This window comes from Streptomyces sp. NPDC055966, assembly GCF_042269865.1.
GTDB lineage: Bacteria > Actinomycetota > Actinomycetes > Streptomycetales > Streptomycetaceae > Streptomyces.
In genome coordinates this window covers 82,620-98,300 of sequence record NZ_JBHJYK010000001.1, presented here as the reverse complement: position 1 = coordinate 98,300, position 15,681 = coordinate 82,620, and the positions used below count along the sequence as shown (strand labels likewise).

General features: G+C 72.6%; 15 protein-coding genes. 7 read left to right on the top strand and 8 right to left on the bottom strand.

Features of this window, described 5'->3' with window-relative positions; all coding sequences use genetic code 11:
- The first annotated feature begins 7 nt into the window (after positions 1 to 7).
- The gene (locus ACFC8N_RS00440; RefSeq protein WP_356030652.1) at positions 8 to 652 is read left to right on the top strand and encodes a PhzF family phenazine biosynthesis protein; all 645 of its coding nucleotides are present in this window, start codon (positions 8 to 10) and stop codon (positions 650 to 652) included.
- A gap of 43 nt (positions 653 to 695) precedes the next feature.
- On the opposite strand, the gene ACFC8N_RS00435 is transcribed toward ACFC8N_RS00440, so the two are convergent.
- The gene (locus ACFC8N_RS00435) at positions 696 to 1,343 is read right to left on the bottom strand and encodes a heme oxygenase (biliverdin-producing) (RefSeq protein ID WP_376285026.1); all 648 of its coding nucleotides are present in this window, start codon (positions 1,341 to 1,343) and stop codon (positions 696 to 698) included.
- 99 nt (positions 1,344 to 1,442) lie between these two features.
- On the bottom strand, positions 1,443 to 2,300 hold the full coding sequence (gene map, locus ACFC8N_RS00430) for a type I methionyl aminopeptidase (RefSeq protein ID WP_356030655.1): 858 nt from the start codon (positions 2,298 to 2,300) through the stop codon (positions 1,443 to 1,445).
- A 58-nt stretch (positions 2,301 to 2,358) separates the two neighbouring features.
- Here map and ACFC8N_RS00425 point away from each other — a divergent pair, with 58 nt between their 5' ends.
- Positions 2,359 to 2,592, top strand: coding sequence for a hypothetical protein (locus tag ACFC8N_RS00425; RefSeq protein WP_376285022.1), 234 nt, complete (start codon positions 2,359 to 2,361; stop codon positions 2,590 to 2,592).
- Here the strand turns inward: ACFC8N_RS00425 and ACFC8N_RS00420 are convergent, their stop codons facing one another.
- Both ACFC8N_RS00420 and ACFC8N_RS00415 read right to left on the bottom strand, forming a co-directional pair.
- Positions 2,593 to 3,882, bottom strand: coding sequence for an MFS transporter (locus ACFC8N_RS00420; protein WP_362822230.1), 1,290 nt, complete (start codon positions 3,880 to 3,882; stop codon positions 2,593 to 2,595).
- Positions 3,883 to 3,967: 85 nt separating this feature from the next.
- Positions 3,968 to 4,567 carry a hypothetical protein gene (locus ACFC8N_RS00415; RefSeq protein ID WP_356030659.1) on the bottom strand — a complete coding sequence of 200 codons (600 nt, stop codon included), beginning with the start codon at positions 4,565 to 4,567 and terminating at the stop codon, positions 3,968 to 3,970.
- A 123-nt stretch (positions 4,568 to 4,690) separates the two neighbouring features.
- Here ACFC8N_RS00415 and ACFC8N_RS00410 point away from each other — a divergent pair, with 123 nt between their 5' ends.
- The 3 genes from ACFC8N_RS00410 to ACFC8N_RS00400 all read left to right on the top strand — a co-directional run bounded on the left by ACFC8N_RS00410 (position 4,691) and on the right by ACFC8N_RS00400 (position 6,801).
- Complete coding sequence (locus ACFC8N_RS00410) at positions 4,691 to 5,773, top strand: exo-alpha-sialidase (RefSeq protein WP_376285019.1); 1,083 nt, start codon at positions 4,691 to 4,693, stop codon at positions 5,771 to 5,773.
- Between the two features lie 38 nt (positions 5,774 to 5,811).
- Entirely contained in the window at positions 5,812 to 6,525 is a 714-nt protein-coding gene (gene npdG, locus ACFC8N_RS00405; RefSeq protein ID WP_356030662.1) for an NADPH-dependent F420 reductase, read from the top strand.
- 84 nt (positions 6,526 to 6,609) lie between these two features.
- Entirely contained in the window at positions 6,610 to 6,801 is a 192-nt protein-coding gene (locus ACFC8N_RS00400; protein ID WP_356030664.1) for a hypothetical protein, read from the top strand.
- Here the strand turns inward: ACFC8N_RS00400 and ACFC8N_RS00395 are convergent.
- On the bottom strand, positions 6,791 to 7,591 hold the full coding sequence (locus ACFC8N_RS00395) for a site-2 protease family protein (protein WP_356030666.1): 801 nt from the start codon (positions 7,589 to 7,591) through the stop codon (positions 6,791 to 6,793). The genes ACFC8N_RS00400 and ACFC8N_RS00395 overlap by 11 nt on opposite strands.
- A 167-nt stretch (positions 7,592 to 7,758) precedes the next feature.
- Between ACFC8N_RS00395 and ACFC8N_RS00390 the strand changes: the two genes are divergently transcribed.
- The gene (locus ACFC8N_RS00390; protein ID WP_376285014.1) at positions 7,759 to 11,025 is read left to right on the top strand and encodes a BTAD domain-containing putative transcriptional regulator; all 3,267 of its coding nucleotides are present in this window, start codon (positions 7,759 to 7,761) and stop codon (positions 11,023 to 11,025) included.
- A 13-nt stretch (positions 11,026 to 11,038) separates the two neighbouring features.
- On the opposite strand, the gene ACFC8N_RS00385 is transcribed toward ACFC8N_RS00390, so the two are convergent.
- The 3 genes from ACFC8N_RS00385 to panB form a co-directional block, all read right to left on the bottom strand.
- Complete coding sequence (locus ACFC8N_RS00385; protein WP_376285011.1) at positions 11,039 to 11,854, bottom strand: ABC transporter permease; 816 nt, start codon at positions 11,852 to 11,854, stop codon at positions 11,039 to 11,041.
- Positions 11,851 to 12,879, bottom strand: coding sequence for an ATP-binding cassette domain-containing protein (locus ACFC8N_RS00380; RefSeq protein ID WP_356030670.1), 1,029 nt, complete (start codon positions 12,877 to 12,879; stop codon positions 11,851 to 11,853). The genes ACFC8N_RS00385 and ACFC8N_RS00380 overlap by 4 nt, the downstream gene beginning before the upstream one ends.
- A 156-nt stretch (positions 12,880 to 13,035) precedes the next feature.
- The gene (panB, locus tag ACFC8N_RS00375) at positions 13,036 to 13,902 is read right to left on the bottom strand and encodes a 3-methyl-2-oxobutanoate hydroxymethyltransferase (RefSeq protein WP_356030672.1); all 867 of its coding nucleotides are present in this window, start codon (positions 13,900 to 13,902) and stop codon (positions 13,036 to 13,038) included.
- A gap of 178 nt (positions 13,903 to 14,080) precedes the next feature.
- Between panB and ACFC8N_RS00370 the strand changes: the two genes are divergently transcribed.
- On the top strand, positions 14,081 to 15,667 hold the full coding sequence (locus ACFC8N_RS00370; protein WP_356030674.1) for an MFS transporter: 1,587 nt from the start codon (positions 14,081 to 14,083) through the stop codon (positions 15,665 to 15,667).
- Positions 15,668 to 15,681: the final 14 nt, after the last annotated feature.

Sequence of the window (15,681 nt, the reverse complement as noted above, 5' to 3'; positions counted from 1 at the left end):
TTCCCGGGTGACTGACTACGACATACTCCGCGTCTTCTGCGGACCGGACGGCGGCCACGGCAACGCACTCGGTGTCGTCCGCGACGGCTCGGTGCTGCCCGAGCGCGGCGACCGGCAGAAGCTGGCGGCCGAGCTCGGCTTCAGCGAGACCGTGTTCGTGGACGACCCCGAGCGCGGTGTCATCGACATCTACACCCCCACCCTGCGGCTGCCCTTCGCCGGTCACCCCTGCGTCGGCACCGCCTGGCTGCTCGACGTGCCCGAACTCGTCACCCCCGCCGGAGTCGTCGGGGCCCGGCTGGACGGCGAGTTCAGCTGGATCGAGGCCCGCGCCGAGTGGGCCCCGCCGCGCACCCTGCGCCAGTACGCGACCGCGGCCGAGGTGGACGCCCTGGACGTGCCGCCGCCGGGGGAGTGGCTCTACGCCTGGGCCTGGCAGGACGAGGCCGCCGGCCGGATCCGCGCCCGCGCCTTCCCCGGGCGCGGTGACGGCATCGACGAGGACGAGGCGACGGGCGCGGCGGCCCTTCTCCTCACCGACCGGCTGGGCCGCGCCCTCAACATCACCCAGGGCAAGGGCTCCCAGATCCTCACCGCCCCGCAGCCGCACGGCTGGGTGGAGATCGGCGGCCGGGTGTTCCTGGAGCGCTAGGGGGTGTCGTTTGGATCATCCCGGCGTCGCGGGCCCTGGCACGCTAGGCGCTCAGCGGGAACTCGTCCCCGAGTGCCCTGAACACCGCGGTGTTCAGGGCGAAAGCCCGCCTGCACTCCGCCACGACCCGCTGCCGCTCCAGGTCGTCGACCTGTACGGCGTCCAGCAGCTCGCGGTAACTCCGCTTGAACGCGGCCGGGTTGGCGACCCCCTCGAAGACGTAGAAGCGCACCCCGTCACCCTTCTTCGCGAAGCCCCACGTCTTCTCCGCCCTGTCCCGGATGATCTGGCCCCCGGACAGGTCGCCCAGGTAGCGGGTGTAGTGGTGGGCGACATAGCCGCCGGGCCAGCGTTCGGCGCACTCGCGCACCCGGGCCGCGTACCCCTGCGTGGCGGGCAGGGCGCTCAGGCCTGCCCGCCACCCCGGCCCCCGCAGATGCGCCAGGTCCCGCTCCAGCGCGGCCAGCCGGAACAGCTCGGGCCGCACGAACGGCCCCGCCACCGGGTCCGCCGCCAGTCGCCCGGCGCCGCGCTCCAGGGCCTCGTACACGAACCACAGCTGCTCGGTGTAGCGCGCGAAGGCGGCCACGCCCAGCCTGCCGGCGAGCAGGTCGCTCATGAAGGTCGAGGTCTCCGCCTCCAGGTGCTGCGCGTGGGAGGCGGTCCGGATGAGTGCCGAGAAGGAGTCCATGAGCCCGTCCCTGGATGGTCCGCGGAGCTTTGCCGACACCTTGTCGGTAAAAGTCTACAAGACAAAGCCCACCCCGGCACGGAGTGGGCAAGTCGGTGATCAGGGAAGAGTCAGGATCTCCGCGCCCGAGTCCGTCACCACCAGCGTGTGCTCGAACTGGGCCGTCCGCTTGCGGTCCTTCGTCACGACCGTCCAGCCGTCGTCCCACAGGTCGTACTCGTACGTGCCCAGCGTCAGCATCGGCTCGATCGTGAACGTCATGCCGGGCTGCATGACCGTCGTCGCGTGCGGGCTGTCGTAGTGCGGGATGATCAGGCCGGAGTGGAACGACGAGTTGATCCCGTGTCCGGTGAAGTCACGGACGACGCCGTAGCCGAAGCGCTTGGCGTAGGACTCGATGACCCGGCCGATGACGTTGATCTGGCGGCCCGGCCGGACCGCCTTGATCGCGCGGTTCAGGGCCTCGCGGGTCCGCTCCACCAGCAGCCGCGACTCCTCGTCCACGTCCCCGACCAGGTACGTGGCGTTGTTGTCGCCGTGCACCCCGCCGATGTACGCCGTCACGTCCAGGTTGACGATGTCACCGTCGTTCAGGACCGTCGAGTCCGGGATGCCGTGGCAGATGACCTCGTTGACCGACGTGCACAGCGACTTGGGGAAACCGCGGTAGCCGAGCGTGGACGGGTAGGCGCCGTGGTCGCACATGTAGTCGTGGGCGACCTTGTCCAGCTGGTCCGTGGTGACCCCGGGCGCGATGATCTTCGCGGCCTCCTCCATCGCCTGCGCGGCGATGCGGCCGGCGATCCGCATCGCCTCGATGATCTCGGGGGTCTGCACCTCCGGCCCGGTGTACGGCGCCGGCGCGGGCTTGCCGACGTACGCGGGGCGGCGGATGTTTCCGGGGACCGAACGGGTGGGGGACAGCTCCCCTGGTACGAGCAGCGACTGGCCAGACATGCCAGCGAGTCTATCGAGCGGAGATGGGGGAACATGTCCGTGGCGAGAGGAGCTGTCCATGCCCCTGTTCAAGAAGCGCACCGTCGGCAAGCCGGGCGAGTGGTTCTACTGCCTGGAACACAAGAAGGTCGAGGAGGGGCCGGAGTGCCCGGGCAAGGACCGCTTCGGGCCCTACGCCTCGCCCGAGGAGGCCCGGCGGGCGATGGAGACCGCCGCCGAGCGCAACCTCCAGTGGGAGAACGACCCGCGCTGGCACGACGCGACCGCGCGGGGGAACACCGACGAGGAGTGATCAGCTCACGGCCTGTCCGGCGGCGGCGCGCCGCTCGCGCATGCGCACGGAGTGCTCGTTGGTCCGGGCGTCGTACGTCATGAGCCCCGGCAGGCACAGGGCGAGCAGCCCCATGGCCCCCGCGCAGGCCAGACCGCCGGAGACGACCGAGGTCCGCACGCCCGCCCAGGCGGCGAGAGAGCCCGCGCGGACCTGGCCGAGCTGCGGGCCGACCGAGTAGGACAGCAGCTCGATCCCGGCGAGCCGGCCGCGCAGCTCGTCGGGGATCGTCTGGTTCCACAGGGCGGCCCGGAAGATCCCGGAGACCATGTCGAAGCCGCCGCCGACGGTCAGGAACAGCAGCACCAGCCAGACGTTCCCGCACGCGCCCGCCGCCGCGACGGCGAGACCCCAGCCGGCGGCCGACACCACGACCAGCAGCCCGTGCCGGTGCACCCGGGAGGTCCAGCCGCCGGTCAGGCTCACCAGCAGGGAGCCGGCCGGGAGGGCGGCGTACATCAGCCCGAGCGACCAGTCGGCGTGCAGCTCGTCGGCGAGGAACGGCAGGACCGCGAGCGGCATGGCCAGGAACATCGCCGCGAGGTCGACGGCGTAGGTGCCGAGGAGCTCCTTGCGGCTCCACGCGTACCGGGCGCCCTCCAGGACGGCGTTCAGCGAGGGCTTCGAGGCCTCGTGGGCGGCGGGGGACGGGGCGATCCGCACGATGTACAGCAGTGACACGGCGAAGGTCAGCACGTCGGCGGCGTACGCCCAGCCGAGGCCCGCGTAGGCGACGACCACGCCCGCGACCGCCGGTCCGGCGACTCCGCCGACCGTCCAGCGCAGCGAGTTCAGCGAGGCGGCGGCGGGCAGGTCGGCGTGGGCCACGAGCCGGGGCCAGAGCGAGTCCAGCGCCGGGCGCTGGACCGACCCCAGGGCGGCGGAGAGCGCCGCGACGGCGTACAGCGGCCAGAGCGCGGGGTGCGGGAGCAGGGCGTCGACCAGCAGCGCCGCACTCAGCAGCCCCTGCCCGGCCTCCGTCCACACGATCAGCTTCCGCTTGTCCAGGGCGTCGGCGAGGGCGCCGCCGTAGAGCCCGCAGACGATGAGCGGCAGCAGCTCCACGGCACCGATCGCGCCCACCGCCGCCGCGGAACCGGTGAGGTCCTTCAGCTGGACGGGCAGCGCGACGAAGGTCAGAAAGCTGCCGAAGTTGCTGATCAGCCCTGATTTCCACAGCCGCCGGAAGTCCGCGGAGGCCTTCCAGGGGGACAGGTCGGGCAGGAGGTCACGGAGAAGGTCGCGGGGCACAAGGGGTCATGCTCGGTCGGCCGCGCACTGCGGGCAACCGGATTTCCGGGCACGGGCCACGAAAGCGCAGGTCACCGGCGCGCGGTCACCAAGGGGCCGGCGGCGGTGCCGTCAGGATCTCCGCCAGCCTCGACAACCGGTCACGAAAACCCCGCTGAACCCGCGCGGAGCCCGCGCTGTTCTCGCCGGCCCCCGCGCTCACCAGGTGCTGCACCGAGTCCAGGTCCAGTTCCGCCCCCTGCGGTACCGCCAGCGACTCGTGGGCCATCGCGGCCAGCTCGCCCCCGCCCGCGCCGAGCGCCAGCACCGTCACCCCGGCCCGCCGGGCCGCGTGCACCCGCTCCAGCAGCGGCGCGGGCTCCTCGGGCGCCACGACCAGCAGGGTCTCGCCCCGCCCCGCCGCCTCGATGCGGCCCGGTCCGACGGCCAGATGCGGCGGGTCCGAGGGGCGCACCCGGTGCCGTACGAGCGTCGGCGCCAGCTCCGGCGTACCCGACCACGCGGCCTCGTCCACCAGATGCGCCGCCAGATGCCACGGCTCGTACTCCGGCGTGCCGACCAGCAGCAGCCCGCCCCCGTGCGCCACCACCGACCCGCGCAGCGCCCCCGCGAACCTCCGGGTGGCCCCCAGCCACTCCGTCCCGGCGAGCACTTCCCGCAGCAACGCGACCCGTACGGCGTCCATGCGACCGCATCCTGCCGCAACCGGCCACTCGTGACCCGGAGTTCACCCGGAATTCGCCCGCCTCGGGGACAAGCAGCGGTCACCGCGCGACCCGTACGACCCAGCCGAGCCCGAGGAGCGCCCATGAGCGACGTCACCGTCCCCTTCCGCGCCGGACACGACGGCTACGCCAGTTTCCGGATCGCGGCGATCGTGGCCACCGGCGCCGGCACGCTGCTCGCCCTCTGCGAGGGACGCCACGACTCCGCCGCCGACCACGGCCGCATCGACATCGTGCTCAAGCGCTCCACCGACTGCGGCCGCACCTGGGGCCCCCTCGTCGTCGCCGCGAGCAACGGCACCGGCCTCGCCGGCAACCCCGCCCCCGTCGTCCTCGACACCGGCCGCGTCCTGCTCGTGCACGTCCGCGCCGCCGCCCGGGCCACCGAGGACGCCGTCATGCGCGGCCGGGTCCCGGACGCCGACGGGCGCCGGGTGTGGGTGCAGCGCAGCGACGACGAGGGTCTGACCTGGTCCGCGCCCACCGACATCACCGCGCAGGTCAGGCGGCCCGGCTGGCGCTGGTACGCCACCACCCCCGGGCACGCCCTCCAGCTCGGCGGCGGGCGCGTGGTCGTCCCCGCCAACCACTCCGTGCCGCCCACCGGCACCGACACCGGGGCCGAGCCGCGGTACTACTGCGGCCACTGCCTGCTCAGCGACGACGGGGGCGAGAGCTGGTACCTCGGGTACGTCGACGAGAACACCGACGGGTACATCAACGCGAACGAGACCACGGCCGCCGAACTCCCCGACGGACGCGTCTACTTCAACACCCGCAACATCCCCGGCGCCGGGCCGGCCCCCGGCACCCGCGCCGACGCCCACTCCACCGACGGCGGCCGCACCCTCGCCCTGCCCTTCCGGCCCCAGGCCGGGCTCGCCGGACCGGTCTGCCAGGGCTCCGTCCTCCAGCTCCGCGACCCCGACCTGCTCCTCTACGCCGGCCCGGCCGACCCCGCCGCCCGCGCCCTGATGACCCTGCGCGCCTCCGCCGACGGCGGCACCACCTGGCGCCCGGCGTTCACCGCCGACGGGCTGCCCGCCGCCTACGGCGACCTGGTCCGCGTCGACGCCGGCACGGTCGGACTCCTCTACGAGACCGGCGACTTCGGCCCTTACGAGCGGATCGCGTTCCGCCGGGTCCCGCTGCACCGCCTCACCTGACCAGGTGCCGTGTCGGCCACGGACGTAGAGTCGGGCGCATGACCTCTACCGACAGCGCACAGACCCCTGCCAAGGCCCCCGCCAAGGACCCCTGGGACCTGCCCGACGTCTCCGGGTACGTCGTCGGCGTCCTCGGCGGCACCGGCCCGCAGGGCAAGGGCCTCGCCTACCGGCTCGCCCGGGCCGGCCAGAAGGTGATCATCGGCTCGCGGTCCGCCGAGCGGGCACAGGCCGCCGCCGACGAACTCGGCCACGGTGTCGAGGGCGCCGACAACGCCGAGACCGCGCGCCGCAGCGACATCGTGATCGTCGCCGTACCGTGGGACGGCCACGGCGACACGCTGGCCGCCCTGCGCGCGGACCTGTCCGGCAAGCTCGTCGTGGACTGCGTCAACCCGCTCGGCTTCGACAAGAAGGGCGCCTACGCCCTCAAGCCCGAGGAGGGCAGCGCCGCCGAGCAGGCCGCCGCCCTGCTGCCGGACTCCCGGGTCACCGCCGCCTTCCACCACCTGTCGGCCGTCCTGCTCCAGGACCCGGAGATCGACGAGATCGACACCGACGTGATGGTGCTGGGCGAGCAGCGGGCCGACGTGGAGATCGTGCAGGCCCTCGCCGGGCGCATCCCCGGTATGCGCGGCGTCTTCGCCGGGCGGCTGCGCAATGCCCACCAGGTCGAGTCGCTCGTCGCGAACCTGATCTCCGTCAACCGCCGCTACAAGGCACACGCCGGGCTGCGCGTCACCGACGTGTGAGCCGCGCGGGGCGATGGGGGACACTGGTCGGCGAAGCAGTTCCGAGCAGTGTCCCCGACCGGATCCGACAGGAGCCACCCCGCCATGCCCCGCATCGCCCTCTACCCCCTCGTCGTCTGCGTCCTCGCCGTGGCCGCCGCCGTCGTCTCCTTCGTCCAGGGCAGCTGGCTGGGGATCGTGTGGGTGCTGCTGGCGGGCCTGTCGTCCAACATGAGCTGGTACTACGTCAAGCGCGCCCGGAACGCCGCCGGGCCCGGCGAGTCCGTCACCGGCTGATCGTGCAGATCTCCGGGGTGCCGCGCCAGAAGCGGTACAGCTCCTGGCCGCAGTAGCGGGAGTAGTCGTCGACGCCGAGGAAGCGCAGGACCGCGTCGATCGCGTCGAAGAACACGCTGTTGACCGACGGCACCCACAGCAGCGCGAACACGAACAGCAGGCCGAACTGCGCGTACGGCGCCAGCTGCCGCTTGATCCGGTACGACAGCCACGGCTCGATCACGCCGTAGCCGTCCAGGCCCGGCACCGGCAGGAGGTTCAGGATCGACGCGGTCACCTGGAGCAGCACCAGGAACGCCAGCGCGAACCGGAAGTCCGCGGGCACTCCGTCCAGCGCGTGCAGCCAGAACGGCGCGCTGCACACCGCGGCGAACAGCACGTTCGTCAGCGGGCCCGCCGCCGAGATCAGGCTGTGCTTCCAGCGGCCCCGGATCCGGCCGCGCTCGATGAACACCGCGCCGCCGGGCAGCCCGATCCCGCCCATGACCAGGAAGACCACCGGGAGCACGATGCTCAGCAGCGCGTGCGTGTACTTCAGCGGGTTCAGCGTGAGGTAGCCCTTCGCGCCCACCGTGATGTCCCCGCCGTGCAGCGCCGTGCGCGCGTGCGCGTACTCGTGCAGACACAGGGAGACGACCCAGGCCGCCGTCACGAACAGGAACACCGCGACGCCCGGCTGCGCCGCGTACCCGCTCCAGGTGGCCCAGCCGGTCACCGCCGTCACGGCCATGATCCCGACGAACACGGGACTGACCCGGCGGTCACTGGAGCGGGTGGTGGCGGTGGTCATCTGGGGGCTCCTGTGTGCGGGGACCGTCGGAAAGGCGACCGTACCGGCCGTGCGGTCGTGGGGGAAACGTCTCGCGCAGGCCGTCCGGTTCCTGGAAGGGTGGGGGGATGGTCCCCCCGACGACGCGTCCGACGGCCGTCCTGACCGAACCTGAGCCTCCAGGGACAATGGACCCCGTGCGCTATCGGCTTCTCGGCACCACCCAGGCACTCCGTCCCGACGGTACGACCGTCCCGGTCGGCGGGGCGCGGCTGCGCGCCCTGCTGAGTGTGCTCGCGCTCAGGGCGGGGCGGACCGTGCCTGTGGGCGTGCTCGTGGACGAGGTGTGGGGCGCCGACCCGCCCGCCGACGCCGCCGGCGCGCTCCAGGCGCTGGTCGGCCGGCTGCGCCGTACCCTCGGCGCGGCCGCCGTCGCCTCCGCCGAGGGCGGCTACCGGCTCACCGCCGCCTTTGACGACGTCGACCTCAACCGGTTCGAGCGGCTGACCGGCGACGGGCTCGCCGCGCTCGCCGACGGCGACCCGGCCAAGGCCGCCGCGGTCCTGGACGACGCGCTCGCCCTGTGGCACGGCCCCGCCCTCGCCGACCTGCCCGACCACTCCGCCGAGGCGGCCCGCTGGGAGACGCGCCGGCTGGACGCGCTGCGCGCCCTGCACACCGCCGCCCTCGCCCTCGGCCGGGCCGAGCAGTCGCTGCCCGAGCTGACCGCGCTGTGCGACGAGCACCCGCTGGACGAGCCGCTCCAGGCGCTGCGGCTGCGCGCCCTGCGCGACACCGGCCGCCCCGCCCGGGCGCTCGCCGCCTACGAGGACGTACGACGGCTGCTCGCGGACCGGCTCGGCGTCGGCCCCGGACCCGAACTGCGCGCCCTGCACGCCGAGTTGCTGACGGCCGAGGCGCAGGAACCCCCGAAGCCGCAGCAGGCGCGGCCCGCCGTGGGCAACCTGCCCGCCCGGCTCACCTCCTTCGTGGGCCGGGAAGCCGACATCGACGCCATCGGCGCCGATCTCGCGCGGGCCCGGCTGGTCACCCTGCTCGGGCCCGGCGGCGCCGGCAAGACCCGGCTGTCCCAGGAGGCCGCCGAGGCGGTACGGCACACCGTCCGCGACGGCGTGTGGCTGGCCGAGCTGGCCCCCGTGGACGACCCCGGGGCCGTACCGCAGGCCGTGGTCACCGCGATCGGCGCCCGCGAGACCGTGCTGCACGGCGCCGGCGTCGAGAACATGCGCGCGGTCGCCGACCGGCACGACGAACCCCTCGAACGGCTCCTGGAGCACTGCGCCCGGCGCCGGATGCTGATCGTCCTCGACAACTGCGAGCATGTCGTGGAGGCCGCGGCCGAGCTGGTCGCCCGGCTGCTGGAGCGCTGCCCGGGGCTGGTCGTCCTCGCCACCAGCCGTGAACCCCTCGGTGTACCGGGGGAGTTGGTGCGCCCGGTGGAGCCGCTGCCGGAACCGGTCGCGCTGCGGCTGCTCGCCGAGCGGGGCGCGGCGGCCCGGCCCGGCTTCCGCACCGGGGACGATCCGGAGGCCTGCGCGGAGATCTGCCGGCGGCTCGACGGGCTGCCCCTCGCGATCGAGCTGGCCGCGGCCCGGCTGCGCATGCTGACGCCCCGCCAGATAGCGGAGCGGCTGGACGACCGCTTCCGCCTGCTCACCTCCGGCAGCCGGACCGTGCTGCCCCGCCAGCAGACCCTGCGGGCCGTCGTGGACTGGTCCTGGGACCTGCTGGACGCGGACGAACGGGCCGTCCTCGCCCGGCTGTCGGTGTTCGCGGGCGGCTGCGACCTGGCCGCCGCCGAGGCCGTGTGCGGCCCCGTCGCACTCGACGCGCTCGGCTCCCTGGTGGACAAGTCCCTGGTGGTGGCCGCTCCGTCGGGCGACGGCGGGATGCGCTACCGCCTCCTGGAGACCGTCGCCGAGTACGCCGCCGAACGGCTGGACGAGACCGGTGGCCGCGGCGGCGCCGAACACGCGCATCTGACGTACTACCGCGAACTCGCCCGTACCACGGACCCGTTGCTGCGCGGCCCCGAACAGCGCACCGCCATCGAGCGGTTCCAGCTGGAGTACGAGAACCTGCGCACCGCCCTGCGGCACGCCGTCGCCCTCGGCGACGAGCAGGAGGCGCTGTGCCTGGTGCTGTCCCTGCTGTGGTTCTGGCAGATGCGCGACCAGCGCCTGGAGACCCGCACCTGGTGCGTGGAGGTGATGCGGCTCGGCCCCGACCCGTTCGCCGCACCGGTCCGCCCGGCCCGCCCGGTGTGGCAGAGCTGCACCGACGCCCCGCCCCCGTACACCGGAGAGGTGCTCGCCGAGGCCCGGCGCGGCGTCCATCTGGCCCATCTCGCTTGCATGGAGACCGAGTTGGAGGCCTGGCAGACGCCCGAGGCGCAGGAAAAGCTGAGAGCCGTCACCGAGGTCTACGAGCCCGGCCTGCCGCAGACCTGCCGGGCCCCGGGGATGCTGTGGTTCTTCGCCGAGATGCTGACCGGCGGCATGGACCGGCTGCGCACGATCATGGACGCCACGGTGAAGACGTGCCGGAGCACCCCCGGCTACGAGTGGGAGCTGGCCGGTGCCCTCCAGATGCGCGCCGGCCTGCTCGCCAACCGCACCTCCTGGGCGGGCGACGCCTCCCGCGACGCCGACGAGGCGCTGGAGATCTACCGCCGCATCGGTGACGCGTGGGGCACCGCCGAGGCGCTGTCCGCGCGGGGCGAGGCCCATGAGCGCAAGGGGGCCTACGAGGCCGCGGCCGACGACTACCAGGCCGCCATCGCGTACGCCGAACGCCTCGGCGCCCGCGCCCAGATGGCCGTCCTGGGCGCCCGGTTCGGCAGCGTGCTCATGGAGCAGGGCGAACTGGAGCGCGGCGAGAAGATGCTCCGCGACGTCATCGCCAGCCAGGACGGCTCCTTCAACGAGGCGATGCCCGCCGCCCGGCTCTTCCTCGCCTGCTGGCTCGGCGTGTACGGCCGCACCGGCGAGGCGCGCGAGCAACTCCGGCTGCTCCGCGAGGAGTTCAAGATCGCGCACTTCGTGGTCTTCGACGTGATGATCCTCGTTCAGGAGGCCTGGCTGGACGCCCTCGACCGGCTGCCGGAGCAGGCCCTGGACCGGGTCCGGCAGGCGCTGCGGCTCGCCCAGGACCCGCTGTCCGAGGCCATCAGCCCGCACCTGCCGTCCGTCTGTCTGGCCGTCGCCGCGATGGCCCTGGCCGAGCGCGGTGAGGAGGGTGCCCTGGCCGGGGCCCGCTGTCTGGGCGCCGCCGACGCCATCCTGCCGCCCGGGCACGTCCGCTCCGGCATGGAGCGCCAGGCGCAGGACCTGACCGTGGCCCGCATCCGCGAACGGCTCGACGCCGCCGGATACGCGGCGGCGTACGCCGAGGGCGGTGGCCTCTCCCTCGCGGAGGCCACCGCCCTGTTCTGACCCACGGCGGACGTCAGGTCTTCGTGCGGAACTTGTGGATCGCGACCGGTGCCATCACCACGGTGATCGCCACCGACCAGCCCACCGTCATCCACACGGAGTGGGCGACCGGACCGCCGTTCATGAGGCCGCGGGCCGAGTCGGCGAGCGTCGACAGCGGGTTGTAGTCGGTGAAGTGCCGCAGCCAGCCCGGCATCGACCGGGGCGGGGCGAAGATGGACGACCCGAACTGCAGCGGGAACAGCACCAGGAAGCCCATCGCCTGCACGGACTGCGCGTTCTTCAGGACGACACCGAGGGTGAGGAACACCCACATGATCGAGGTGGCGAACAGCGCGGACAGCCCCACGGTCGCGAGCAGCCCGGGCCAGCTGCTGATGTGGAAACCGACCAGGACCGCGACGACCATCAGGATGGCCGTGGCGAACAGCATCCGCGCCAGCTCCACGGCGATCTTCGCGAACAGCACGGAGCCGCGCCCGATCGGCAGCGAGCGGAACCGGTCCATGACCCCGCTGTTGAAGTCCTGGCTGAACCCGGTGCCGACGCCCTGCGACAGGGTCATGCTCATCATCGCGATCATGCCGGGGATGACGTACTGCACGTACTGCCCCTGGCCGCCGCCGAGCGCCTGCCCGATCGAGCCGCCGAAGACGTACACGAACAGCAGCGTGAAGACGATCGGCATGAGCAGTGCGTCGAACATCGACTCCGGGTCCTGGCGGATCCAGAGCAGATTGCGCCGGACGAGCGCGCCGGTGTGCCGCAGATGCCCGCGCAGCGGGATCCGGCCGTCGGCCTCGGCGACGGTGGTGGTGATCGAGCTCATGCGGCGATCTCCTGACGGGTGTCGGCGGGCGTGGCGTCCTTCTCCGGCGCACCGGCACGGTGGCCGGTGAGGGACAGGAACACCTCGTCCAGGCTGGGCAGTTCGGTGGTGATGGAGGAGATGGTGATGCCGCGCGCGGTGACCGCGCCGACCACCGCGGTCAGCTGCTCGTCGCTGAGGATCGGCACCAGCAGCGTCCCGGACTCGGAGTCGACGGTGGTGGCGGCGAGCCCGGTGATGCCCAGCTCGTCCAGCATGTCGGCGAGCGGGCGCAGCTGCAGCGGATCGACGGGCCGCACGCGCAGGGTGCGGCCGCCGACCTTGGCCTTCAGCTGCTCGATCCCGCCGGTGGCGATGACCTTGCCGCGGTCCACCACGGTCAGCTCGGAGGCGAGCTGCTCGGCCTCCTCCATGTACTGGGTGGTGAGCAGCACGGTGACGCCGTCGCCGACCATGGCCTTCACCTCGTCCCACACCTCGTTGCGGGTGCGGGGGTCGAGCCCGGTGGTCGGCTCGTCGAGATACAACACGGCGGGCCGCCCGATCATGGATGCGGCGAGGTCCAGCCGCCGCCGCATGCCGCCGGAGTACGTACTGGCGGGCCGCTTGGCCGCCTCGGTGAGGGAGAACCGCTCCAGCAGCGCGTCCGCGCGGGCGCGGGCGTCCTTGCGGGAGAGATCGAGCAGCCGCCCGATCATGTACAGGTTCTCCCAGCCGGGCAGCTTCTCGTCGACGGAGGCGTACTGCCCGGTCAGCCCTATGACCCGGCGCAGCTGCCGGGGCTGGCGCAGGACGTCGTACCCGGCCACGGTGGCCTGTCCGGCGTCGGGAGTGATCAGGGTGGACAGGATCCGTACGAGGGTCGTCTTGCCGGCGCCGTTCGGTCCGAGGACGCCCATCACGGTGCCCTCGCGCACGTCCAGGTCGACGCCGTCCAGCGCCTTGGTCTCGCCGTAGTGCTTGACCAGTCCCCGCACCGTCACCGCACGGCCCGCGCCGACGGGGTTGTCATCGATTCGCGTCATGCCACAGACGGTGCCAGGCCCCACCGACAAACGACCGACAAGCCGCCGACGGCCACCGACAGCGGGCCGGCGCGTCCCTCACACAGGGGCAGCCCGCCGACGGGGGAAGATCGGCGGGCTGCCCGGGGTGTTTCCGCAGTGGCTCAGTGGCAACGCCTAGTGGACGGAGTGCTCCTCCTGCGGGAACGTTCCGCCGACGACGTCCTCCGCGTAGGCCTTCGCCGCGCTCGTCATGACCTCACGCAGGTCGGCGTACTTCTTGACGAACTTGGGGACCCGGCCGGAGGTCAGGCCCAGCATGTCCGTCCAGACCAGGACCTGCGCGTCGCACTCCGGTCCCGCGCCGATGCCGACCGTCGGGATGTGCAGCACGCGCGTCACCTCGGCCGCCAGCTCCGCCGGGACCAGCTCCAGGACCACCGCGAAGGCGCCCGCGTCCTGTACGGCCTTGGCGTCGCGGAGCAGCTGCTGCGCCGCCTCCTCGCCGCGCCCCTGCACGCGGTAGCCCATCGCGTTCACGGACTGCGGGGTCAGCCCGATGTGCGCGCACACCGGGATGCCGGCCTCCACCAGCAGGCGGATCTGCTCGTGCGAGCGCTCGCCGCCCTCCAGCTTGACCGCGCCGGCCCCGGCCTCCTTGACCAGCCGGGTCGCCGAGCGCAGCGCCTGCACCGGACCCTCCTGGTACGAGCCGAACGGCAGGTCGGCCACGATCAGCGCGCGCTGCGTGCCGCGCACCACGGCGGCCGACAGCATGGTCATCTCGTCCAGCGTGACGGGCACGGTCGTCTCGTACCCGAGGTGGCAGTTGCCCGCCGAGTCGCCGACCAGGATCACCGGGATCCCGGCCTCGTCGAAGACGGAGGCGGTCATCGCGTCGTAGGCGGTGAGCATGGGCCACTTCTCGCCGCGTTCCTTGGCGAGGGCGATGTCGCGAACGGTGATACGGCGTGTGCCCTTGCCCCCGTACAGCGCCTTGCTGCCGTCGGAGGGCTTCGTCGGGGCAGCCGAAAGCTGCGTCATTGCAACGGCTCCTTCAGTCATCTCGAGGCGCCCGTACGGCGTCCCCGGATCGCCTCCATGGTGGCACTTCGTGCCGGGCAGGGCCAGAGGGGCCCGCCGTGATCCCGTCGTGTAAGGGCTTGGTAAAGGAATTAGATACGAGACCGTTCCGTATCGAAATGAACGTAGTCTCGAACACATGACAAGTCCCGTCCCTGCCTCCCGAATACCGGAAGCGGTGCACCGGCGCCGATGGGCGATCCTCGGCGTCCTGATGCTGAGCCTGCTCATCGTGGTGCTCGACAACTCGATCCTGAACGTCGCCATCAAGACCATCTCCACCCCGGCGCCCGTCGGCCTCGGTGCCAGCCAGGGGCAGATCGAGTGGGCGATCAACGCCTACACCCTCGTCTTCGCCGGCCTGCTGTTCACGGCCGGTCTCGTCGGCGACCGCCTCGGCCGCAAGAAGGTGCTGATCGGCGGCATCGCCGTGTTTGGCATCGGCTCCGCGCTGGCCGCCGAGTCCGGCTCCCCGGCCCAGCTGATCGCGTTCCGCGCGCTGATGGCCCTCGGTGCCGCCTTCGTCATGCCCGCCACCCTCGCCGTCCTGATGAACGTCTTCGAGCGCGAGGAGCAGCCCAAGGCCATCGGCATCTGGGCCGGCGGCGTCGGCCTCGCCATCGCCATCGGCCCGATCACCGGCGGCGCCCTCCTCGACCACTTCTGGTGGGGCTCGGTCTTCTTCGTCAACGTGCCGATCGTGATCGTCGCGCTGGTCCTGATGGCCTGGCTGGTGCCCGACTCCCGCGACCCCAGCCCGGGCCGCCTCGACCCGATCGGCGTGGTCCTGTCCGTCGTCGGCCTCGTCCTGCTGGTCTACGGCATCATCAAGGGCGGCGAGCTGGCCGACTTCACCGACCCGAAGGTGCTGGCGACGGCCGGCGCGGGCGTCGTCGTGCTCATCGCCTTCGTGCTCTTCGAGAAGCGCAGCGACCATCCGTCGCTCGACGTCACCTACTTCAAGAACAAGGTCTTCTCGGCCGCCATGGCCGCCATCGCGCTGGTCTTCTTCGCGCTGATGGGCGTCACCTTCTTCTCGGTCTTCTACACCCAGAGCGTGCGCGGGTACTCGCCGCTGGAGTCCGGTGTGCTGATGCTGCCGCTGGCCGCCGCGCAGATGATCTTCGCGCCGCGCGCCCGGCTGGTGGTCGACCGGTTCGGCAACCGGGCCACCACCACCGCGGGCCTGGTGCTGATCGCCGCGACGCTCGCCGCGTTCGCCACCTTCGAGGCCGACACCCCGATCTGGCTGCTGGAGGTGATCTTCTTCCTCATGGGCACCGGCATGGCGCACATCATGACGCCGACCTCGGTCGTCATCATGCAGGCCCTGCCGCGCGAGAAGGCCGGCTCGGCCTCGGCGCTGAGCAACACCTTCCGCCAGGTCGGCGGCGCGCTCGGCATCGCCGTGCTCGGCTCGGTGCTCGCCACGTCGTACCGCACCGGCGTCGAGGGCAAGCTCGGCCCGCTGCCGCCCGCCCTGCGCGAGAAGGCCGGCGAGTCCATCGAGGCCACCCTCGGCATCGCGAGCAGGCTCGGCCCGCAGGGCAAGGCCCTCGTCACGCCCGCCAACGACGCGTTCCTGCACGCGATGCACGTGACCGCCCTGTGCGGTACGGGCGTCGCGCTGATCGGCGCCGTGGTGACCGTCCTGTTCCTGCCGGGCAGGCCGACGGCCGGTCAAGAGGGCGACAAAGAGCCGGAGTTGGTCGTGGCGGCGGACTGAGCAGCGGCCGCGGA